The organism is Candidatus Zixiibacteriota bacterium (assembly GCA_036397555.1).
Taxonomy (GTDB): domain Bacteria; phylum Zixibacteria; class MSB-5A5; order WJJR01; family WJJR01; genus DATKYL01.
Map to the genome: position 1 here is coordinate 1 of DASWIS010000025.1, position 22,919 is coordinate 22,919.

14 protein-coding genes are annotated in these 22,919 nt (G+C 60.6%); 3 read left to right on the forward strand and 11 right to left on the reverse strand.

Annotation, left to right across the window (positions count from 1 at the left end; genetic code table 11):
* From VGB22_07635 to VGB22_07685, 11 genes are all read right to left on the reverse strand, one after another.
* A partial coding sequence (locus VGB22_07635; GenBank protein HEX9751135.1) for an Ig-like domain-containing protein occupies positions 1-4,562 on the reverse strand: 4,562 nt, incomplete at its 3' end.
* Between the two features lie 31 nt (positions 4,563-4,593).
* Positions 4,594-6,900, reverse strand: coding sequence for a cohesin domain-containing protein (locus tag VGB22_07640; protein HEX9751136.1), 2,307 nt, complete (start codon positions 6,898-6,900; stop codon positions 4,594-4,596).
* A 1,585-nt stretch (positions 6,901-8,485) separates the two neighbouring features.
* A complete protein-coding gene (locus VGB22_07645) occupies positions 8,486-11,374 on the reverse strand; it encodes a T9SS type A sorting domain-containing protein (GenBank protein HEX9751137.1) in 2,889 nt (962 codons plus the stop codon).
* Between the two features lie 963 nt (positions 11,375-12,337).
* A complete protein-coding gene (locus tag VGB22_07650; GenBank protein ID HEX9751138.1) occupies positions 12,338-13,699 on the reverse strand; it encodes a PFL family protein in 1,362 nt (453 codons plus the stop codon).
* Positions 13,700-13,722: 23 nt separating this feature from the next.
* Complete coding sequence (locus tag VGB22_07655) at positions 13,723-14,250, reverse strand: ACT domain-containing protein (GenBank protein HEX9751139.1); 528 nt, start codon at positions 14,248-14,250, stop codon at positions 13,723-13,725.
* Positions 14,251-14,260: 10 nt separating this feature from the next.
* A complete protein-coding gene (locus VGB22_07660; GenBank protein HEX9751140.1) occupies positions 14,261-14,551 on the reverse strand; it encodes a EutN/CcmL family microcompartment protein in 291 nt (96 codons plus the stop codon).
* Between the two features lie 10 nt (positions 14,552-14,561).
* Positions 14,562-15,116 carry a BMC domain-containing protein gene (locus VGB22_07665; GenBank protein ID HEX9751141.1) on the reverse strand — a complete coding sequence of 185 codons (555 nt, stop codon included), beginning with the start codon at positions 15,114-15,116 and terminating at the stop codon, positions 14,562-14,564.
* 69 nt (positions 15,117-15,185) lie between these two features.
* Complete coding sequence (gene prmC / locus VGB22_07670) at positions 15,186-16,073, reverse strand: peptide chain release factor N(5)-glutamine methyltransferase (protein HEX9751142.1); 888 nt, start codon at positions 16,071-16,073, stop codon at positions 15,186-15,188.
* Between the two features lie 22 nt (positions 16,074-16,095).
* Positions 16,096-17,208, reverse strand: coding sequence for a peptide chain release factor 1 (gene prfA / locus VGB22_07675; protein HEX9751143.1), 1,113 nt, complete (start codon positions 17,206-17,208; stop codon positions 16,096-16,098).
* Positions 17,209-17,300: 92 nt separating this feature from the next.
* Complete coding sequence (gene rpmE, locus VGB22_07680) at positions 17,301-17,537, reverse strand: 50S ribosomal protein L31 (GenBank protein ID HEX9751144.1); 237 nt, start codon at positions 17,535-17,537, stop codon at positions 17,301-17,303.
* Positions 17,538-17,604: 67 nt separating this feature from the next.
* The gene (locus VGB22_07685; GenBank protein ID HEX9751145.1) at positions 17,605-19,410 is read right to left on the reverse strand and encodes an asparagine synthase-related protein; all 1,806 of its coding nucleotides are present in this window, start codon (positions 19,408-19,410) and stop codon (positions 17,605-17,607) included.
* A 178-nt stretch (positions 19,411-19,588) separates the two neighbouring features.
* Between VGB22_07685 and VGB22_07690 the strand changes: the two genes are divergently transcribed.
* Genes VGB22_07690 through VGB22_07700 form a run of 3 tightly spaced genes read left to right on the forward strand, consistent with a single transcriptional unit; the run spans position 19,589 to position 22,867 of the window.
* On the forward strand, positions 19,589-21,157 hold the full coding sequence (locus VGB22_07690; GenBank protein HEX9751146.1) for an ATP-grasp domain-containing protein: 1,569 nt from the start codon (positions 19,589-19,591) through the stop codon (positions 21,155-21,157).
* On the forward strand, positions 21,154-22,080 hold the full coding sequence (locus tag VGB22_07695) for a CoA-binding protein (protein ID HEX9751147.1): 927 nt from the start codon (positions 21,154-21,156) through the stop codon (positions 22,078-22,080). Before VGB22_07690 ends, VGB22_07695 begins: the two co-directional genes overlap by 4 nt.
* A 13-nt stretch (positions 22,081-22,093) precedes the next feature.
* Complete coding sequence (locus tag VGB22_07700) at positions 22,094-22,867, forward strand: citryl-CoA lyase (protein ID HEX9751148.1); 774 nt, start codon at positions 22,094-22,096, stop codon at positions 22,865-22,867.
* Positions 22,868-22,919 lie beyond the last annotated feature (52 nt).

The window sequence follows — 22,919 nt, forward strand, 5'->3', positions numbered from 1 at the left end:
TTGTCAATATCGCTGACGTAGTCGTCGAGATTGATCGTCGCGAAGCTGCCACCCTCGACAATCGTCTCGCCGGGGATGTCCGATACCACCGGCGCATCGTTGACCGCGGTCACCGTGAACGTCGCCGGGTCGGAGTCAAACAGCAGGTCCGGATCGGTCGCCGTGAACGTGATCGTCTCCGAACCGCTCCACTCGATGTCCGGAATCGTGATCGTCGCCACACGTGCCGTGATATCGACCGTCAACTCGGTGTTGCCCGCGTATGTCCAACTGATATCACTGTCCAGATTGTCCACGTCGCTGACATAGTCGTCGAGTGTGATCGTCGTGAATGAAGAACCCTCGGCAATGGTTTGATTCGGAATGTCGGACACGACCGGCGCATCGTTGACGGCAGTTACCGTGAACGTCGCCGGGTCGGAGTCAAACAGCAGGCCGGGATCGGTCGCCGTGAACGTGATCGTCTCCGAACCGTTCCAGTCCGGATTGGGTGTCGTGATCGTCGCCACACGGGCCGTGATGTCAACGAGCAGCTCGGTGTTGCCGGAGTATGTCCAGTTGATCTCTGAATCGAGATTGTCAATATCGCTGACGTAGTCGTCGAGATTGATCGTCGTGAATGAAGAGCCCTCGACAATGGTTTGATTCGGGATGTCCGCAACCACCGGCGCATCGTTGACCGCGGTCACCGTGAACGTCGCCGGATCGGAATCGTTCAGCAGGCCCGGATCGGTCGCCGTAAACGTGATCGTCTCCGAGCCGTTCCAGTCCACACTCGGGATCGTGATCGTCGCCACACGGTTGACGATACTGACTGTCAACTCGGTGTTGCCGGAGTATGTCCAGTTGATCTCACTGTCCAGGTTGTCAATGTCGCTGGCATAGTCATCAAGATTGATTGTCGCGAAGCTGCCACCCTCGACAATCGTCTCGCCGGGGATGTCCGATACCACCGGCGCATCATTGACCGCGGTCACCGTGAACGTCGCCGGGTCGGAGTCAAACAGCAGGCCCGGATCGGTCGCCGTGAACGTGATCGTCTCCGAGCCGTTCCACTCGATGTCCGGAATCGTGATCGTCGCCACACGGCTGACGATACTGACTGTCAGTTCGATGTTGCCCGCGTAGGTCCAACCGATCTCTGAATCGAGATTATCCACGTCACTCACATAGTCATCGAGCGTAATCGTCGTGAAGGCCGATCCCTCAGCTACGGATTGATTCGGAATGTCGGATACGACCGGAGCATCATTAACACCTGTGACCGTGAAGGTGGCGGGGTCGAAATCGTTCAACAGACCCGGATCGGTCGCCGTAAACGTGATCGTCTCCGAGCCGTTCCAGTCCGGTGTCGGGGTCGTAATCGTCACCACACGGGCGGTGATGTCAACGAGCAATTCGGTGTTGCCCGCGTAGGTCCAACTGATCTCTGAATCGAGGTTATCCACGTCACTCACATAGTCATCGAGCGTGATCGTGGTGAAAGTCGAGCCCTCAGGTACGGTTTGATTCGGAATGTCGGATACGACCGGAGCATCATTGACCGCGGTCACCGTGAACGTCGCCGGGTCGGAGTCAAACAGCAGGCCCGGATCGGTCGCCGTGAACGTGATCGTCTCCGAGCCGCTCCACTCGATATCCGGGATCGTGATCGTCGCCACACGGGCGGTGATATCGACCGTCAACTCAGTGTTGCCCGCGTGGGTCCAACTGATCTCGCTGTCCAGATTGTCCACGTCACTGACATAGTCGTCAAGCGTGATCGTGGTGAAGGCCGATCCCTCAGCCACGGTCTGATTCGGGATGTCCACAACCACTGGCGCATCATTCACTGCCGTGACCGTAAACGTCGCCGGATCGGAATCGTTCAGCAGGCCCGGATCGGTCGCTGTGAACGTGATCGTCTCGGAACCGTTCCAGTCCGCTGTCGGGGTCGTGATCGTCGCCACGCGGGCCGCGATATCGACCGTCAACTCGGTGTTGCCGGAGTATGTCCAGTTGATCTCTGAATCGAGATTGTCAATGTCGCTGACATAGTCATCAAGATTGAGTGTCGCGAAGCTGCCACCCTCGACTATCGTCTGGCTGGGTATATCCCCCACGACCGGAGCATCATTGACGCCTGTGACTGTGAAGGTGGCGGGGTCGGAATCTGACAGCAGCGTCGGATCGGTCGCCGTGAACGTAATCGTCTCCGAGCCGTTCCACTCCGCACTCGGGGTCGTGATCGTCGCCACACGGGCGGTGATATCAACGAGCAGCTCGATATTGCCGGAGTAGGTCCAGTTGATCTCTGAATCGAGATTGTCAATATCGCTGACGTAGTCGTCGAGATTGATCGTCGCGAATGAAGAGCCCTCGGCAATGGTTTGATCCGGGATGTCCGACACCACCGGCGCCTGGTTGGGGGAGGGCGCGGGACGCAGCGCAATCGCCACGGCGCTTTGACGATTCGGCCCGGAGTGGGTTGCGCTGGCAGTCGATGTCCCATCGGCTGTCTCGGCGTTCTCGCCGGTCGACATCGTGCTGCTGGTGGCGCTGATATCGGCGCCCTCAGTCCAGCCGTTGTTCCATGTGTACGAGCCGGTATTTCCCGCGTCGAACGCGCCGATCGACATGGCGCCGTCGATGACCGACAACGGGATCGTCAATGGATTGGGCGTGCTGCCGGTGGTCGAGTTGCTGTCCGCATCGACAATCGGCACGGTCTGTTCGACATTCTCGAATGTCGCGGCGGCATAGGCCGGATCGTATGCCACGGCCGTTCCGCCGACTGTGACATTGAATGTATTGTCGGTTGCTGCGACGATTCCGGCTTCGTCCAAATACCAGAGCGACGCATGCGCCACGAATCCCGTTGTGCCGCTGACGCGCGTCACCGCGGGCGTCATCGCGACGCCACCATAGGTGACACCGGTGACCGGACGCTCGCCGTCGTTTTCATATCCGAACGCGAAAACCAGCAGGCGATCGGAGCCGGCTCCGGCGGTGTGGGTCAGCCCACTCGTCCAGGCCCCGACGCGCGCGACCGGCGTGAACTGCCCCGGCACCGTGACGGTGATTTCGACGATCTCCGTGTCGGCCAGCGCGCCATCGGACGCGATGAAGGTTACATTGTAGACGCCCTGCTGGCCGGCAACCGGACTAAAGTCGAAGTCGCCGGTGCCGTCTGCATTATCGAAAAACGTCGCATTGGCCGGGAGATTCTCCGCCGACAGCAACGGTGTGGTGCCGTTGGGATCCGTCGCGGTGGCCGTGAAACTCAATGTGTCATTGATATCGACGATTTGTGGCCCGATAAAGCTGAGGACCGGGGCGTCGCTGGCCGTCGTCATGCTCCAGACGATCAGGTCGCCATACTGGAAATGGTGCGCCGTGGAGTACGCCGACTCGCCGGATACCTGCAGGGCATAAGTTTTCGTCGTCGAAATCTGCTCGGTTCCGAAGACAGAGAGCATTGCACGGTCGAACGTGATGTCTTTTGCGTCGTCGGAAATAAAATCGGAGAACGTGACGGCGTCGGTTTGATTCTGCAGACGTGCGATAATGCTGCGGAGGTTGGTGCCCTGAAATCCCCAGGTATTGCCGAGAACGACGACGTACTCCTGCTGATTGGGCGTATAGGCATGCGTGATGAAGTTGTCGAATGTCGGATGATTCGCCGTCGTGGTTACGTCGCTGTTATTGCTCGTCGACGTGAGCTGGTCGAAGGACGAAGCGCGAATGACCACGATCCGTCCGCGCCGGAACGATTTGGACGCTGTGCCCTGCCCCGATCCGCCCTGCACCGTGATCGTGTTATTGCCGCCGGCCAGGGAGTGAATGCGCGCGTATGAGAACGACCGGCGGGCATTATTGTCTTCCCACTCCTTGGTCATCGCTGCTTTTTGAGTCACGCTGTTGATGACCGTGCGAAATGCTTCGCCGTTGCCGGAGCTGCCCGCTGGCGTCCATCCTTCGGCGCTGACGAGGACGAGATAATCGCCGGCCTGCGGCAGGTTTACCGTCGTCGAAATGAGGTCGGTAAACGCGGCGGTGGTCGAGACTTCCGCGGCATCGCCGTTTTGCTGGGCGAACCAGTAGTCGTCGTTCTGGCCCAGAAACGCCAGCGGGATGGCGATCAGCGATTTTCCGGTAATGTAGGCGGTGCCCCCGTTTGTCGTGCGCCATTGGATACGCAGGTCGGAGACGCCGTCGCCTGTCAAAATGTAGTAGCCGTGCAGCGAGCCGTCGCGCATTGCCTCGGGCGTGCCGTTGGAGGAGCCCTCATCGGACCCGGCGGCGATCGTTGTGCCGCCGTAGCCGACCACGACTTCCGGCACGGTGGCCCCGCCGCTGCCCCCGTATGCCGCCGAGTAGAGGATCAGGTATTGCTGCCCGTTTTGAAGATTCGCGGCCGTGATGACCACGTCGCTGTTTTGCAGCGTCGCTGACGTGGTGCTCTGCTGCGTGTTGGAGAGGGAAAAGATCGGCGTGATCGATCCCTGCGCGGCGGCATCCGTCCAGCCCGTCAGGGCGGACATCGCCACCGTAATGAGGAATGCCGCGGTTGGTTTCTTCATGTATCGCCGTTTCATCGTCGGGATTAGGGTCCTACTTCAACAGCACCATCTTCCGTGTTTCGGACTGTTTTCCGGAAACAAGCCGGTAGAAGTACAGCCCGCTGGCCGCGGCGCGGTCCGAATCATCCCGGCCGTCCCATTCCATGACATGCCGTCCCGGCGAAAGCTCACCGCTGAAGAGCGTGCGCACTTTCTGTCCGAGAACGTTGTAAATCTCAAGCCGCGTGTCGATGCGCCCGTTGACGCCGGCGCCGTCGATGCGGAGACCGATCGTCGTTCCGGCGTTGAACGGATTCGGGTAGTTCTGATCGAGGATGAAGCTGCGCGGCACGCCGCCGAATCCCGCCACCTCGATCGGCTGCGCGTACGGGTCGGAGAGCTTGATTTCGCGTAGTTGCACCGGCGACTCATCCGAGGCCGCATAGAGCAACGGGATGCGCAGCAGCTCGCGGCGTCCCGGCTGGAGCATGACATCGGTGCGCGGATCGTAGGTAAACAATCCGACCATCCGGCCGTCGGGGCGATTGCGGTACTGGAAATCGACTCCGTTTGAGCCGTCGAGCCGCAACGGCATGCCGAGTGACACGGCGCTCGGGTCGTAGACGATCTCAAACTGCGCGCCCGCGATGTCGGTCGGCGAATCGGCACTCAGGATGTAAGAACGCTGATCGGGGACATACACGAAGTCGACCGTTGCCGGGGCGCCCGTCGCCAGCGACTGCGGCGCGCCCAGAGGCACGCCGAAGATCAGATTGATGATCTCCACCAAATCGAACACGTCGAGCGTGTCGTTGTCAATGACGTCGCCGGCGCGGAACTGCCGCGTGTTGAAGGTGAAATCGCCGAGGATATACCCGACGACCGCCACGACGTCGCCGACGTCGACGCGCGTGTCGACGTTGGCATCACCGAGATTATCGACGAAAATCTGGCCGTCGGTCGTCGTCAACGGGACCGACGCCACGTTGGGATCGGGATTGATCGATTCCCAGGAGTTTTCGAAGACAATGTCATACGCGCCGGGCAGCGCTCCCGGTGCAATGTCGCCGATGACATTGAAGATCACCGGCGACGATCCGGCCGCAATCGGATCGCCCGTCAGCGAGAATGCTATGACCCGCAGCCGTCCCGGCGTCTCGCCCACGTTGTCGTATATGCTGAACCCCGGTAATCGGTCGGTCGATTGCAATTGCGTGACGATGAAGACCGTGGGGTCGTAGACAAAATCAAACTGCACGCCGTAGTTCGACTGAATCGACTGCAAATCGATGGGGACGACGACATCCGGGGCGCCCGGAATCCCTCCCTGCGGATCCTGCCCAGACACCGAGGTGGTAAACAACAAGTCGGTCGGCACTTCAATCACATCGATTGTCACATTGCGGATGGTGCTCGACAGCCCAGCCGAGTCGATCGCCTGAAAACTGACCACGTATGAGCCGGTTTGCGCGAAGGTCGGAGTCCAGCGGAATGTTCCCGCGACCTGTATGCGTCCGCCTATCGGATTGTTCGGTGTGAATTGCGCACCAGTCGGCAGATTGGAAGCCGTCAGCGTAAGACTGTCACCGTCCGGGTCCGTTGCCGTGACCGCAAACGTGAGCAGATCTCCCTGGTTGACCGAAAGCGGCGACGCCAGCGCTGGAATGACGGGCGGATCATTCACCGGCGTATCTGTGGTGTCATCATCAGGCTCACCGATGACGACGACCCCGTTTGTGAGGACAGGGCGCTTAAAGAAGAACCCATTGGCAGACGCAATGGTATTGAAAGAGCTTGGAAAAACCGGGTCATTCACGAATGTAAGCGATGTGGTGCCAAGCGGTGCCGTAGACTTTACTTCCCACCGTATGCGGTAGGCCACGCCGGCGCTCGGCGGCACTACCATACTCGGATTGCCATTCGGGTTCGGATACAGCAGGAATGAGCCCAGGACGATCGAGCCGTCAGCAGGCCTTGTGACGCCAAATCCGAAGTAAGGGGGTTGGGCCTCCCCCGCTATCTCCTCTGTTGTCGGGCCGAGCAGCCGCGTCCAGTCAAGATCTGGCGGACCCTCAGGGGCATATAACGGCTCTATTCGTGTTGAGTCGAAAGAGAATCTGAGATTGAACGCTCCGATAGTGTCTACGTGTCGGAGATAGATCTCAATGTCAAACGTATCGCCTGGCGAGACATTCGCGATATTGACGATCCGCAGCGTGTCGAGTGTCGACGGCGTCTGTCCTTCGGCATCGGCCGGAGACAGCAACAGCGCCGCCAGCGCCGATAACGCCGCCAGGGCCGTAAGGCCCGCGTAACGATGGCCGTCCAAACGCCCGTGATTGACCTGAGTTGGCTTCATATTCCTGACCCCTTCATCGGACTGCGATTCTTTCCCCGGTGTTTGGCATGAGGCGATCGGCGGGCGACGTAGTGGCCCCAATCGATCGTGCCGCGATGATGTGAAAAGTCCTGCATACATTCCCTGATCGGTGCTTCGCCGGATCGGCTCCGGCGCGGCCGCCGTAGTCTGACTCGTTGTCCCAATCCGATGGGATACCAGCGTCAGGCCGTTGGCGGACAATCTCTTTCGACAATCGGCGACATGCCGCACCGAGCGTGTCCGGCTCGTGGCGACATGTCTTCCGCTTTGTCTGGCCGCAAACATAGTGCCCGCCCGCCTGGGGCAGGGGCACGGTCGCGGCACCGATCACGGTGGGGTCAGATCATTTGCAGCGAGGTAAGCGAGGTCAAAGTCCGTCTCAACCTGCATGTCAGCGCCCGGTTTGTGGGGGTGGGGCCTGACGGGTGACTCGCGCGTCCGAGTTGGGCTCCTTTCGTCGTGTCTCTTTGCGAAGGGGTCTCGACTCACTGTGCTCGGGGAGGAGGTATCGCCACCTCCCGTCGACACAGAACGTCAAATGCTCATATAAATCATTATGGCCCATCAGCGCAGCATGGGTCGGGTTCCGGCGCACTCCGGAACGCGACGTCGACCACGATAGTAACATCAAACACGTTTACGACTCCGTCGCAATTGACGTCAGCGGGGCGGTCGTTACAAACGCAAACGTCCGCCGCCGGGTCTATTGTTATGACACTCTTAGTAAAACTGGGAGTGTATGGTGTCGCAGTTCCGCATTGGTAATAGCGAAGATGTTGCCCGGGCGTGAAACAGCATGTGTCGATCTCAAACGTCCCCGGGGCACAATTGACATCAAATGTTAAGACGAGCGACGGTGTGCCGGCACCTGGGGATCCATCGGAGCCAGCAGTCATGCACCCAATGGCGGCCAACAAGCGAGCACCGTCGGGGCTAATATAGTCAGGGGCACTATTGCCTGTCCATGTGCTCGATACTGGGCCACTACAGGACTGGACAGCCGGTGTAGGCCGCGTGTTAACTACGTAAAACTGAAATGAGCTAGAGAGACGGGATTGGACAGTATAGCCTGCATACGATGTCCAATACGATCCCCCCGTCAGTGTTCTGATCTCGAAGGGTGCTTCAATGCTCTCAACGTCAATATCATTTGAGAAATAAATCCCCACAGAGATATCTGTCGCTCCAGGCGACACTGTTCTTGGCTCTACAACGACCGAATTCGCGGCCCAAGCTGACGTCGCGCACAGCAGAGCTGCCGCAATCCCTACGGCAAGTGTGATGCGATTCATGGTTTCCTCCATGGTCACTGCTCTCTGTCTCCCTTACGTCCATCCACAAAAAACCCCGGCTTCTTGTCGCATCGCGCGTTGACAGGTGTGGCAGCCGAGATCACAGTCAGTGTCCTATGTCAGTTCCGTATTGAACGTCTACTTCACTCGTTCGCTCTCTGGTTTCGCTCTGCCTCCTTTCACCTTGGGTCCCCTGTTGGGGGTCGTCGCTTCGTTTCCGGTTAACCCGTCCCCGGGGGGATCGCACCCCCCGGGGTGGGCGTCGATGCCTGTTACTTCAACAGGACCATCTTCTTTGTAGCCGTGAACTCACCGGCACTCAAGCGATAGAAGTACATACCGCTGGCAACCGGCGAATGGCTTTCGTCCGTGCCGTCCCACGTTACAGAGACGCCGATGTCATTGGCGCCGCTGAATGAGCGGACCGACTGACCGGCGACGTTGTAAATGGTCAGCGACCAGTCGCTCTGTTCTTTCAGGTCGACTTTGATCACTGTACCGGCGTTGAACGGGTTCGGATAGTTCTGGTGCAGCGAGTACTCCGTTGGACGGAGCACGCTGGCCGAATTGACGCTCAACAGCGCGCCGCTTCTATCCGAGGCCTGGACTTCCACCAACTCCATCGAACCGTCACCGCTGACCGGGATGCGCACGAGGTTGTGCGCGCCCGCGACCAGGTGGGTCGGGTTTTCCGGATCGGGCGCGACGAGGATTCGCAGCTCGCCATTGCGGGCCGCGGAACGGATCGTCATGCCTTCGCCGCTGGTGAGTTCGGGTTCGCCAACCTCAAGACCGGCATAGCGATAGACGAACACGGCGCCGCCGAGCTCGACACTGCCGACGGTCCGGACGGTGACCGCGTTGTTGACACGGTCGGTGATGACGTCCAGAGAGTTGGCATACGGCGAGAGTTTCGGCTGGGCCGGGAACGGCTGTTCGTCACCGGTCAGAATGCGAATGAGGTAGATCAGGTCGGCCACGGTGAGCACGATGCCGTCATCATTGATGTCGGAGGCCAGAATCTGGACCTGCGCCAATGTGGCGTCGGGATTCCAGACCGTGCCGCCATAGATGAAGTATCTGGCATAGAGGACCGCGTCGCCGATCTCGTTGGCGATACCGTTGAGGTTCAGATCGCCGCGATCGTCCGGGGGCTCGATGATGCAAATCGCGCCGCCGCAGAACGAAATCTCGCGGACGAATTCATACTTCGGATCTTCCGGGCACTCGTAGTTGGGGCCGAACGCGACGCCGCCGTCAAAGCGCGGCACCCAGAGCGTATCGCCCGACCTGCTGGAGATGGTGTTGTCTCCGCAGTCATACGAGCAGAACCCGACGTGCGGGCAGGTGTTGATGAAATTGCGGTCCGCCGTCACGAAGAACGTCAGACACGCCAGGATGTCGCCATCGAGGTTGAACAGCAGGGGATCCAGCGCGACACCATTGTTCATGTCGGCAATGCCGACCAGACGGATGAATCCATCCGGGCAGCCGCCGCCGCAATTACCACCGAACATGCCTGTACGCCACGTGAAGTACTCCCAACCCGGACCGCCGTCAGCCAGCGAGGGCTGCGACGCACCCAGGAAGGACAGTGCGCTCTGATCGTAGCAGACCAGCAGATCGAAACCGCCCGCGTCATCGGGCACTGCGCCATGCTCGGCCACGATGCAAATCGTGGCGTTCATGCCGTTGAGCACCTCGGTGTACGCGTTGCCGGCCTCATCCTGAACCGAAATGCAGGGGTTCTCGAAGATGAGGTCATGCGAGCACAATACCGAGTCGCAGCCGTCCGACAACCAGTACTCGACTGTTTCGGCATTGGTCTCGCCGCCGGGACGAGTCGCTTCAAGGTTGTTGCCGTTGAAGTCGGCCCATGCCGGACCGCTGGTCTTGCTGTAGGTGAGAGCATCGCCATCGGCATCACTGGCCGCAAAGGGAATCACAACCGGTGCCCCCTGCGGGGTGAGTGTCGGAGCAAGGTTCTCACAGCTCGGAGCGGTGTTGGTCGCCGTGTAGTCGAACTCGCAAATCTCGACCTGACCGGCGTCATCCGTCACTTCGATTTGGACCGTGAATGCGTCGCCGCAATCACCGTCGTAATCCCAAACCGAACCGGTGAGCGATCCCTCAGGCGTCAGCAGCACGTAGCTGTACGGATCGCAGCCGCCGGAAACCGAGTTCTCAACGTCTTTCGACGCGGTGCCCGGATTCCAGTGAACCGTCTCGTCGGTGCAACTGACAACCAACGGGGTCGCGTTTACGTTGACCGTAAACGAGGCCTGGTCGCAAGGACAAGCGTTGGCGTTGTCGCCGACGCCGACTGTCACTTGATGTTGACCGACATCGGCACAGTCCGCCGTGTAGGTCCACAGGCCGCTCGCACTGACGTCACCGATACCGTTCCCGACTTCGCAGAACCCCAGACCACCGGTGTTATCCGGGTCGCTGGAACTGGCCTGGTTCTGGGCTTGCTGCCCAACCGTCACATTGATGACGGCGTCGGTAAAGGTCGGCTCTGTCGGGCACAGATCGGCCAACAGGGTGATGGTCCCCGCGGTCCAAGACACCGCGACCGGAGCGCCAACGTTGTTGGCGTAGTTCAGGTGGCTTCCGGGCGCAAAGCAGGCGGTGTCGATCACGAAGTCACCGACGAGGCCGTTGCCGTCGAAGGTGAACAGCAGGGAAGGCGTCCCGCCGTCAGATCCGATCGGGAAAAAGGTCACCCCGCCGGCAACGCCGCTGAACAGGTACCCATCCGGGCTGATGCCATCCGAGTTCGGAGCACCGCTGAAACCCGCATACGTGCTGGATGTCGGACCCGAACAGACTTGTGCGCCTGGCGTGTTCTGGTAGTTGACTGTCTGGAAACCTCCGCCTGCGGCCGTCAGCACGCTGCCGACAAGTCGGCCCTGAACCGTGACCGTAAATGACGGAGCCACGGCGATGTAAGCGCCGTTAGTGCTCGTTCGCAGTTCGAGCGGAAACACCGCAGCCGAGAGCTCAACATCGTTCTCGAAGAAAACACCGGCGGTTATCCCCGTCGTCGCAGCACCCACGGCTTTGTTCTCACCAGACGCAGCGTTCAGCGCAAGGGCCGGGGCGCTCAGGAGGAAGACCAAACAAGCTGCCAGGCAAATGGTCATTCCAATTCGCTTCATTATGAATCTCCTTAACAGACTTCTAAGTTGCTGTCTCGAGTTCCTCGTCGATAGGCACGTTCGCACGAGGAACACACGCGTTAGCAAGTCCCCCTGATTACTGTGCCAAGCATTCGCTGCGTGCCTCATTATCTCAACTTTCCTTTAAACCTCACCTCCACAGGACCTGTGAGTGATTGGTTGACTGACTACTGAATTGGAGTGAGCGTTCAAAGGCTGACTCTTCGTCCGCAACACCTCCTCTCGCCATGACACTGAATTGGGGTTAACGGTCTGTACTGCTTGTTCTGCTTCCCGATCTTAAAACGGACACGACCCGGACCAGCCGGCGCGGCCTCGTCGATTCGCGCCCCGCTGCGACTCCGGTACGGCCCGCATGTTAGCGTCAGATAAACTCATGGTAAACTGCGCGAGGGCCCTTGCGAACGGCCCGTGTTGACTGGTTGCGTTCAACCTCGATCGGCGACCCGACAACGCATTCATGGACACGCGACACATACAGACACTGCGAGCTGCGAGTGCGCCCCCCATTCTCGATTCACGCACCGGCGACGATTGCCGCTTCAGGTTCGGTGCGTCATCAACTACCGACTGGTGGTGCCGTCCCGTAACTCAGCCGTGTGCGACCATTCCGCGAACAGTCTGCGACATCACGGGGCAAGCTTTGTCACGCGTGTTGCGTTCCTCAGATCCGTAAAGAACAACTGTGTACACAATGCCAACTCGTTTGTGGTAAATGGCGGTCGGCGTTGAGAATATAGACCGAGTCCAGTAATCTGTCAACCCACTTTCTGCGCGTCCTGTCGGCCTTTTCGCGGACTGCCGCGATGGGCGCAATTTTTGACAGGAGGGTTCTTTGGGTCTGACGTCCTCTTTCCGTGTTCGGGATTGTGATCCCGATCACCCGATGGCCACAGTCCATTCACCGGCAACGAGTTACTGCTCGGTGGACACGCTGATGCGTCAATTAGTCAGGGCTGTAGCAGGGGCGGGTATGCGACCGCCGCGCGATACGAATTCATCGGAGACAAACCGGGGGACCGGCATGACGGTGGCCGAACCGAGCAGGCCGCCGAACTCGACACGGTCGCCGGGCGACCGATTGGGGACGGGGATGACCCGCACGGCGGTGGTCTTATTGTTGGCCACGCCGATGGCCATCTCATCGGCGATAATCGCGGCGATGGTCTGTGGAGTCGTGGCGCCGGGTATCGCCAGCATATCCAGGCCAACGGAACAGACAGCGGTCAGGGCCTCGAGCTTCTCGATCGAGAGCGCGCCGGCCTCGATGGCGGCGGTCATGCCGGCATCTTCGGCCACCGGGATGAATGCGCCGCTCATCCCACCCACATAGGAGGACGCCATCAGTCCCCCTTTCTTGACGGCATCGTTGAGCAGATACAGGGCCGCTGTCGATCCGGGCGCACCGAAGCGCGAAATCCCCATGGCCTCGATCACCTGTGCGACGGAGTCCCCCTCAACCGGGGTGGGCGCCAGCGAAATGTCCACGATTCCGAACGGAACCCCGAGCCGTCGGCTCATCAACCGGCCGACCATCTCCCCCATTCGGGTGATCTTGAAGGCGGTTCGCTTGATCGTCTCGGCGAGATCGCCGAGATCACAGTCGCCGGCGGTCCGCACCGCTTCGAGGATGACCCCCGGCCCGGAGATCCCGACATTGATCGTCGTTTCCGGTTCTGAGACACCGTGGAATGCTCCGGCGACAAAGGGGTTGTCTTCGGGGACATTGCAAAAGACCACGAGTTTGGCGCACCCCACGCCGTTGGCGGCGGCGGTCTTCTCGGCGGTGGCGTGGATGGCGTGGCCCATGACATTGACGGCATCCATGTTGATGCCGGCCTTGGTGGACGCAACATTGACCGATGAACAAACGCGCTGTGTCGTCGAGAGCAGTTCGGGGATCGCCTCCATGAGGGCGCGATCGCCAATCGTCGAACCCTTCTGTACGAGCGCGGAGAACCCACCCAAATAATCGACGCCGATCTGGGCGGCGGCGGCATCGAGGTCTCGTCCGATGCCGACCATCTCGGACGCGCTGAATCCATCCGCGACGATGGCCAGGGGGGTGATGGCGACACGCGTGTTGGCGATCGGGGTGCCATATTCGGAGGCCACCTGATGCGCCGCGCTCACCATCCCTGATGCCACGCGACGGATCTTGGCCGCCATTTTCTCGCCGGTGGCCGCGGCGCTGTCGCATCGGCAATCGCGCAGCGAGATGCCGACGGTGACGGTGCGGATGTCCAGGTGCTCCGCGGTCGTCATGCGGATCGTTTCGATGATTTCGCGCTGATCCAGGGGCATGAGGGGTACGACGGTGCGTGCGGTTAGATTCTGTGCATGGCCCGGAAGACGTCCTGATGCTGAGCGACGACCGTGATGCCGAGACGCGATTCGACCTCGGACAGCTTGCTTTGGAGGGCGGCGAAATCGACCGACGCCTTCGACAAGTCCACGATCATAATCATCGAGAAGAATTCCTGAAGAATCTTCTGGGTGATGTCGGCGATGTCGGCGCCGCATTCGGCCATGACCGCGGTCAGGGCGGCGGCGACACCGGGACGATTGCGTCCGAACGAAGCGACGATGATGCGATTGCCGTCCTGACCATCCGCAGAATCCTCCGGGTGTGCTTCGCCCGACGGTCGGGACGTGTCGGAACTGTTCCCCACAAGCGTGTGGGCGCGGTCAGTCATCTCGGCTTCGCTGTCGGCGTCGGATGCCGGCGGCGTCTTGTCACGTTCCCGATCCAGTGCGCGGATTGCCGCTTCGACCGTAGCGCGATCGGCGCGATCGCCCAGTTGGGTCACGGCAGCGGCGGAAACTCGTCGTATGTCTTCGTCGGACAGCGGCATCCGGATTTCCTCAGGTCGGCGCCGTGTCGTCTGGGCCGCGCGCGTCGATGTTGTCGATGATGCCGACCACCGCCGCCTCGATGGAGCAATTCTCATCGCCGACCGCCAGTCGCGCCGCGCGTCCATAGGCGACCATGACCTTCTCGCCGACGCCGGCCCCCAGCACATCGGCGGCGACCACGACATCGGTGTTGGGGGCCCTGTTCAAACCCTGTGGCCGCACCAGGAGAAACCGCAGCGACTGAAGATTGGCGACCTTCTTCGTCGACCAGAGTTGTCCGATCACTGTCCCGATAAACACGCGCGAGCCCCTATTGTCCCCTGCGTCGGTCCGCCTCGAGCAGCAGGCGCAGCAGGAGAACTTTGTCGGCACGGGCAATCTCGCGTCCGCTGATCGGCAGATCGCCGCGCCGTCGCGCCAGACGGCGCAGCGCTACGACGGTCATCGACGCATAGCCGGTCGTTGAACCCGTATCCGGGAGCTCAGTCATCGGACGAGCGGGCTGTCGCCCGGGTACGGGGCGCGATTGTGAAGGGGAACGGTTTGATCGCGGAGTGGTCGGCTTGGCGACGATGTTGGAGGGCGTTTCGAGGATCACGCCGAGTCCCTCGTCGGGGCGTGGGATGACGACGGAAGTCAACACCTTGCCGATCTTGTTGCCGGCCGCCACACCGGCATCGACTGCCGCCTGGACCGCGCCAAGCTCCCCTTCTATATGAATGGTTATCAATGCCGGATCGGTGCGTTCGGTTTTGACGATCCTGACGGCGGCGGCTTTGGCGGCCGCATCGGCCGCTTCAATGGCGCCGATCAGCCCCACACATTCGATCAGTCCCAGCGCCTGACGCTCCATTGTCTTGACCATGGAAATCGGCGGCCAATATACCGGTGCTGCTGGTCGCAAGTCTAACGGATTGTCGGGTAGGGCGATGGATCAGCCGCGGCGTTGCACCGAGAGAACACGGTCGATCCCGGCGAGGTCTTTATGGAATCCCGGGACACCCCATTCGCGGCTGGCGGCGACGATCTCCGCAACCGTCCCGGCCTGATCGAATCCGATTTCACAGATGAAGGCACCGGCCAGTCGCAGTCGGCCCGGCGCAGATCGAAGCAACCATTCAATGATCTCGGTGCCCGATTCCCCTGCGAACAGTGCCGTGTGCGGCTCGTAGTCGACGACCGACCGCTCGATCGCTGTGTCGCCGCAGGCGATGTAGGGGGGATTGCTGACGATCAGGTCGACCGTATGATCCTCGCAGACCGGGTCAAGTCCGTTTCCGACGATGAACTCGATGCGCGAATCGAGATCGTATCGGCTTGAATTGGCCTGCGCGATTTCAAGTGCGTCCGGTTGTGAGTCTATCGCCGTGACGGTAATGTCGCTGCGCGCGTGTGCCAGCGCCACGGCGATGTTTCCCGACCCGGTTCCGACATCAACGACACGGAGTCGATGTCCGGCCTGCCTGGGTGGAAGGTGCCTGAGGGCGACATCGACAACGGTTTCGGTCTCCGGCCGTGGAATGAGGACGCGCGCATCACACAACATGTCCAGTCCATAAAACTCAACGTGCCCCAACACGTGGGCCAGCGGTCGGCCGGTCAGTCGGTCGTTGGCCAGTGATTCCAGACGCCGCAACCGCTCGGGAGACAGTTCCTCACTGTGGCGAAGCGTCAACTCGGTCGGACGCGCGCCGACGATTTCTCCGAGCAATCGGTCGGCTTCGGTGGCGGCGGTCTCTTCGGCGACGGTGCGGAGAATCCGGACCAACTGCCGTCGCATTGCGGCGATCGTGATCGGCGAGCCATCGAACGGGGAAGACATAAGCTGGCTCAGAGGGAGATCATCAGGCCAATGCGCGGGCGGTGGCTTGTTGTCCCAGTCGCTTACGTCGATCATCGGCGCGCAGCGCCTCGATGATTTCTTCCAAGTCACCTTCGATGACGGAATCGAGGTTTTGCAGCGTCAGTCCGATGCGGTGATCCGTGACGCGATTCTGCGGAAAGTTGTATGTGCGAATCTTGGCGGAGCGATCGCCGGTGGAAACCATTTGTTTGCGTTCGGCCGCGAGTTTGGCATCGCGTTCGGCCTCGGCCACCGCGAACAGACGGGCACGCAGCACCTTCAGTGCCTTGTTCTTGTTTTTCAGTTGCGACTTTTCATCCTGACAGGAGACGACGGTTCCAGTCGGAAGATGGGTGACACGCACGGCCGAGTCGGTCGTATTGACCGACTGCCCGCCGGGCCCGCTGGAACGAAAGACATCAATGCGCAAGTCCTCGGGGCGAATCTCGATTTCGACTTCGTCGGCTTCGGGGAGCACCGCCACGGTGGCGGCAGACGTATGGATGCGTCCCGCGGCCTCGGTCACCGGGACCCTTTGGACGCGGTGAACGCCCGATTCGAATTTGAGCGTGCCATAGGCGCCGTCGCCGTTGACGGCAAAGGCGACTTCCTTGAACCCGCCAACGCCGGTTTCGCTGGAGCCCAGCATCTCGATTCTCCATCCCTTGCGTTCGACGAAGCGCGTATACATTCGCATCAAGTCGGCGGCAAAGAGGGCCGCCTCTTCCCCGCCGGTTCCGGCACGGATTTCGACGATCGCCGGCCTGGCGTCATTCGGGTCGCTCGGCGTCAGCGCATCTTCGAGCCGCTGAGCCAGCGCCTTGCGCTCGCTATGCAAACGAACCAAATCGTCTTGTGCCATTTCCGTCAATTCCGGATCTGCATCCTCGTCCACGATCGCTTCCGCATCGGCGATTTCGCCGATCAGGACACGGTATTGCTCCCCGAGCGCCAGAGTCTCGGACAAGTGCCGATGCTCGCGGCCCAGCGCGCGCATCCGGCGCGCGTCCCTGACCGTTACGGGATCGCTCATGGACTGCTCGATATCGCGAAAGCGTCGCGCCATCCCTTCGATCAACTCCAACAACTCATCGGTGGGTTTGTCTGGGTTCATCGAATACCGTCACTCCGACGCACTGTGACCAGCAGTGGCGTCCCCATCAGAGACGCCAAGGATCGGCCCCGCGGGGCGGGACGATGGAGTCGCTAACTGCCGGAGGCGGGCGACTTCGCGGCGGATTTGTCCTCCAAACCATACTTGCGGAGGAACTTTTCGACGCGACCGGCGGTGTCGACCAACTTCTGTTTTCCGGTAAAGAAGGGATGGCAGGCCGAACAGATATCGACCGCGAGGTCTTTGACCGTCGAGCGCGTCGGAATCTGATTGCCGCACGCGCAATGGATCACGGTGTCAAAGTATTGCGGGTGAATGCCTTCTTTCATCATAACGCTCCATCAAGAATGTCGAACCGCAAATATACGTTGCTGTGCACCAACCCCACAAACGTTTTCAGGTTCCCGGGGAGACCTCTGGCGCGGTTTCGGATGCGTTCAGTAAGAGTGTATAAAGCAGCCAACTCTGCGACGCCGAAAGCCCATTGGAGACAAGGGCTTTCGATGCCTTGATGCTGACCATTGCGCTGACTGCGGACGAATCCTCAAGCAGTCGGGTCAGGGCGGACGTCAACTCCTCCCCCGGACGTCGAGAACGCCGCTGCACCGCACCACGCCATCGGGTATGTAAGGTCTCCAGCCATCGGTGTCCCTGGACTAAGTCGCGCAGATGCTGCCGGGCACGGTCATACCGAGTCCCAATGCGCAGGCCCGTATTCGAGACTGGGACATCAACCAGGCGCTCATGAATTCGACGAATCAAGTGCCCATACAGACGCCGTCGTTTTTTCCACGTGCTGGGCGCCCCAAGGGCGAGCTCAAAGCAGGGTCGTCCATAAAAGGGCGCGACCACCCACAAGTAGCAGCGATTGCGATCTTCGCCGTCAAAATACGCCTGACGCTGATATTCCCAGACCATCCGCAGATATCGGTCGGTTTGATCCGATTCGGGGAACGTGTCGACGAAATGCCGCAACTGTTCCGCCATGAAACCCGGACTGAAGCCGAAGATGGCGCCGATTTGTTCGGATGTGAAGGCGGCGGCGCGGTCGAACATCAGCCCGATCAGATTATCGTCTGATCCAATTCTCTGATGGGGCCGGCGTTCCGGCATCACCAAATCGCCCCCTTCTCCGGTCCAAAGAACCGCTCCGGATCCATGCTCGGATACGATTTCGGAGAGGTACTCGTCGGCGTAAGCCATGGCCCCGGAATTGCGACCATCGGTCATCCTGATGAGCCGATTGGCCGTGGCAAGGGGCGGTTCGCTGAGCCGAACGACCGCGTGGGGGAAGCCGCAGAGTTCCGCGATCCGGGCGGCAATGCCCGCTTCGCGGTCACCATGCTGCCGGCCGTAGACGAAAGTCCGGGCGACCACCCTGATGCCGGCGCGATGAAGCGATCCGGCCACCGCACGCGAGTCCATCCCTCCTGACAGAGAAACGACATTGCGGTCACCGGTCAGCGCCGCACGACGCGCTGTTGATGCGATCAGCTCGGTTGAGAGACGTGCGGTGCATTCCTGGAATCCGCCGGTCCATTCGCGCTTGTCTGCCGCCCACGGCCTCTGATTGAGGACTTGGGGGGGCAGGTCCCCGTCAATCTTCCAGCACAGGACAGCACCCGGCGGCAGGCGAAAAACCCCCTCCGAGGTTGTTCGATCTCCCCACGGAAACCCGAAGACAAGACTTTGCGCGACGCCCAAACGATCGGGGCGCTTTCCACCACATAAGACCCGAATGAACTTCGGCTCACGCGATACGAGAAGGCGGCCGGAATCAAACGACCAGAAGACCGGCAATCGGCCCAGCACATCAGAGGAAATGAACACTGCGTGATGCGGGGGCGCAGTGATCGCGACAATGACAAAGTCACCGTCCGATGCAGCGGCAATGTCGGAGATCGCCGCGGCCGTCGCTTCGGGAGTAGCCGACTCGCTCAGCAACCGACAGAGGTCAGGCACAATCGGCGGAGGTTGCGAATAGACCATCCCTTCGATCAGTAGAGTCGTTGCATCCTGGACTTCGACCTGAACCGGGTATTCGGGGTAGGCCACAAATGACAAGTGGACATGCGCTGATGACGCGACTTCCCGGACGGCATAACGCGCATCGTGACACATCGACGCAGATGCGCGCGCAATGCGGGTGGCAAGTTGCTGATCCAGACCATTGCGGTCCGCTGCAAGACCGAATCCGGGCATATCGAGCCGACACCAACACTCAGTCAGAGATGCGGCAGACCGAGCGTAGGCGTTCAAAGGACGAAAGACAACGAATTCCGGTCAACAAGTCGCATTGGACGATTGTCGGCGGCAGTGATTGACTTGGTCTGAGGTCGCGGTGATATTCTCCCGGCCGCTGCTGCGGACCGCTCTCCCTATGGCGCGTCTCCACGAATACAAAAGCAAAGCTCTCCTGTCGGAGGCCGGATTTTCGGTTCCAAGGGGGCAGGTCGTACGCCATCCCTCCGAAGTCGGCGCGGCGATTCCCAAAATCGGCCTGCCGGTAGTGGTTAAAGCGCAGGCGTGGACCACGTCACGAGCGTCGCAGGGGGCGATCGCCTTCGCTGACGATCACCATGAAGCCGCCACAGCAGTCGCCAGGATGTTGTCCCTGAAACTGGGCGGGTTCGATGTCACTGAGATCCTCATTGAACAGAAGCTGGATATCACGCGGGAATTCTACGCCGGGGTGATCGTCGATGATGCCAACCGTACACCGCTGGTAATCTTTTCTTCCGTCGGAGGAACCGGAATCGAGGAGTTGTCCCGGAAACATCCGAAGAATGTGGCCAAAACCCCGGTCGACATTCGTGTTGGACTGCGCGGATTCGAGGCACGGGATACGGTGCGCCGTGCCGGAGTCACAGGGCAGCTACAATCGGAGCTGGCCGCTGCGTTAGTGGGGCTGTACAAAGTCGCACGCCATTGGGAGTGCCGTTCCCTGGAGATCAACCCGCTGGTACAGACCACCGACGGCAAGCTGGTGGCTTGCGACTGTCGGATGACGGTCGACGATAACGCCGTCTTTCGCCATCCAGAGTTGGAAATCGAGATTGCACGCGAATTCGGACGGCCACCAACTGAACTGGACAAGATCGCGTGGACGGTCGAGAAGGATGACTATCGCGGCACATTCTACTTTATCGAAATGGCGCGCGGCTACAAGCGCGGCGCGGGATACATCGGCTTCCACGGCGCCGGGGGCGGCGGCTCGATGATGTCGATGGACGCGTTGATCCAGCGCGGCTACAAGATTGCCAACTTCACCGACACCTCCGGCAATCCCCCGGCGTCGAAGGTGTACCGCGCCGCGAAGATCATCCTCTCGCAGCCGAATATCGACGGCTACTTCGGTTCGGGGTCGGGAGTCGCATCACAGGAACAGTTTCATTCGGCGCGCGGGCTGGTGAAGGCGTTTTGGGAGGAAAACCTCTCGATCCCGGCCGTGATTCGTCTTGGCGGCAATGCCGAGGATCAGGCCGTTCGCATCCTGACCGAATTCACCAGGAACCTGCCTGCCCCGGTTGAGGGATATAAAAAGGACGACACCGCCGACTTCTGCGCCGAGCGGATGCAGCTCTTAGTCGGAGCGAACAAGGCGAACGCGCAGCCGCGTAAACCAATCGTACCGTCGGTGCCGGTGTTCGAGGCCAAGGACCCATACACGTTCGACACGCCAACCGGGACCATTGTTTACGACCATAAAGTTTGCCGTGACTGTGAATCGAAGATTTGCGTTGAGACCTGTGTGCCACAGATTCTCAAGCTGGAAGACGGCAAGCCGGTGTTGAAGATCTCGCGCGAAGACGCCAAGGGCGGCCAGTGTACCGAGTGTCTCGCGTGTGAAGTGGAATGCCGTGTCGGCGGCAAGGGCGGCGGACGGGTGATGCTGCCGATTCCGGGGCTGGATGAGTATCGCAGCGGCGCAAAGGCAGCGACGGCATGAGCATCCTTGTCGATCAGGAGAAAAAAGTCGTCGTGCAGGGGATTACCGGGCGCGAGGGCATGGCGCGCACCAAGCTCATGCAACGTTACGGGACCCGGGTGGTCGCTGGGTGCACACCCGGCAAGGGCGGGCAGGACGTCCTGGGGGTGCCGGTATACGACACGGTCGCCGAAGCATCTGAGAAGCACGACGGACTGGATGTGGCGGTCATCTTCGTACCGGCGCCCCTCGTGAAAGAGGCGGCTCTGGAGGCGATTGCCGCCGGAATCAAACTCCTCGTGATCGTTCCTGACCGGGTGCCCATCTATGATGTCATGGAGATTGCCGCCGCCGCCAAAGAGAGCGGTGCGAGATTTGTCGGTCCGAACACGTTGGGGCTCTTGTCTCCGGGCAAAGCAGTATTCGGCATGATCGGCGGTTCGGCGGCATCGGCGAAAGACTGGTTCCTGCCCGGGCGGGTCGGCGTCTCTTCGCGTTCGGGTGGAATCACATCGTCGATTGCATACTACTTGTCGCGTGCAGGAATCGGGCTCTCGACGATCATCCATGTCGGCGGCGATGCGATTGTCGGCACCGACCACCCGGCCGTGATGGAGCTCTTTGAAGCCGACCCCGACACCGACGCTGTCGTCATGTTCGGCGAGATCGGCACCTCGCAGGAAGAACGGGTTGCCGACTTGATCGAGCGGAAACGGTTTACCAAACCATTGGTTGCCTACATCGGCGGACGTGCCGCGCAGTCGGGCACGCGGTTCTCGCACGCCGGGGCGATCATCGAAGGGGATCGCGGCACCCATGAGGGCAAGGTCAAGCGGCTGCGCGAGGTTGGCGCGACGCTGGTCGATAACTTCGGCGACATTGCCGATGCGGTCAAATCGGTGATTCAGCCGTTGGACACGGCGAAGATCCCGATTCCGAACTGAGCAAGGACTGATTATGAGCGAGCAGGGTTGGAACACGTCCGTCAGTCAGATCGCACCGAACACGATCCGTTTGCGCGGCTATCCGGTCGAGGAGCTGATGGGAAAGGTGGGATTTGCCGAAGCGATCCTATTGGCGCTGACCGGCGAGATGCCCGATGCGGCCACGGCAATGCTCGCCAACGCGATCTTTGTCTCGTCCATCGACCATGGCCCGTCGCCGCCGTCGGTGCAAACCGCGCGTCTGGTGGCATCGACCGGCGCGCCATTGGGATCGGCGGTTGCCGCCGGCATCCTGGCCATCTCGAAGTTTCATGGCGGCGCAATCGAAGACTGCATGAAGACATTGGAGCACGCCATGGAGCACGCGCGTCACAAAAATGCGTCGTTTGCCAACTCCGCTACAACGATCATCGATGCGTTTAACGCCAAGGGACACCGAGTGTCGGGATTCGGGCACCGTTTGCACACCCAGGACCCCCGTACGACGCGGCTGTTGTCGATGTGCGATGAGGCGGGAAAGGCCGGCGACGGCGTCCGGATGGCGCGCGCGTTTGAGGAAGCGTTTGCCAAATCGGGAAAACCGCTGCCGCTCAATGTCGATGGCGCAATTGCGGCGGTGCTGATCGACCTGGGGATCGCGCCCGGTCTTGCGAATGCGTTCTTCATGATCGCGCGCGTGCCGGGACTGGTCGCCCAGGCACACGAGGAGAAGACACGGCAGAAGCCGATGCGCAGAATCGATCCGGGCAGCGCGGTGTACGACGGTGCGCCGGAACGTCATCTTTGATCAGACACAGGCCGCGGGCAGGGACACCCGTTCGCTTCGCACAGGACAAGCG

Bases quoted from the DNA above. Each gene is read 5' to 3' on its own strand.
- VGB22_07640 (HEX9751136.1), bottom strand. From the start codon at position 6,900: ATGAAGCCAACTCAGGTCAATCACGGGCGTTTGGACGGCCATCGTTAC.
- VGB22_07645 (HEX9751137.1), bottom strand. From the start codon at position 11,374: ATGAAGCGAATTGGAATGACCATTTGCCTGGCAGCTTGTTTGGTCTTC.
- VGB22_07650 (HEX9751138.1), bottom strand. From the start codon at position 13,699: ATGCCCCTGGATCAGCGCGAAATCATCGAAACGATCCGCATGACGACC.
- VGB22_07655 (HEX9751139.1), bottom strand. From the start codon at position 14,250: ATGCCGCTGTCCGACGAAGACATACGACGAGTTTCCGCCGCTGCCGTG.
- VGB22_07665 (HEX9751141.1), bottom strand. From the start codon at position 15,116: ATGGTCAAGACAATGGAGCGTCAGGCGCTGGGACTGATCGAATGTGTG.
- prmC (HEX9751142.1), bottom strand. From the start codon at position 16,073: ATGTCTTCCCCGTTCGATGGCTCGCCGATCACGATCGCCGCAATGCGA.
- prfA (HEX9751143.1), bottom strand. From the start codon at position 17,208: ATGAACCCAGACAAACCCACCGATGAGTTGTTGGAGTTGATCGAAGGG.
- rpmE (HEX9751144.1), bottom strand. From the start codon at position 17,537: ATGAAAGAAGGCATTCACCCGCAATACTTTGACACCGTGATCCATTGC.
- VGB22_07685 (HEX9751145.1), bottom strand. From the start codon at position 19,410: ATGCCCGGATTCGGTCTTGCAGCGGACCGCAATGGTCTGGATCAGCAA.
- VGB22_07690 (HEX9751146.1), top strand. From the start codon at position 19,589: ATGGCGCGTCTCCACGAATACAAAAGCAAAGCTCTCCTGTCGGAGGCC.
- VGB22_07695 (HEX9751147.1), top strand. From the start codon at position 21,154: ATGAGCATCCTTGTCGATCAGGAGAAAAAAGTCGTCGTGCAGGGGATT.
- VGB22_07700 (HEX9751148.1), top strand. From the start codon at position 22,094: ATGAGCGAGCAGGGTTGGAACACGTCCGTCAGTCAGATCGCACCGAAC.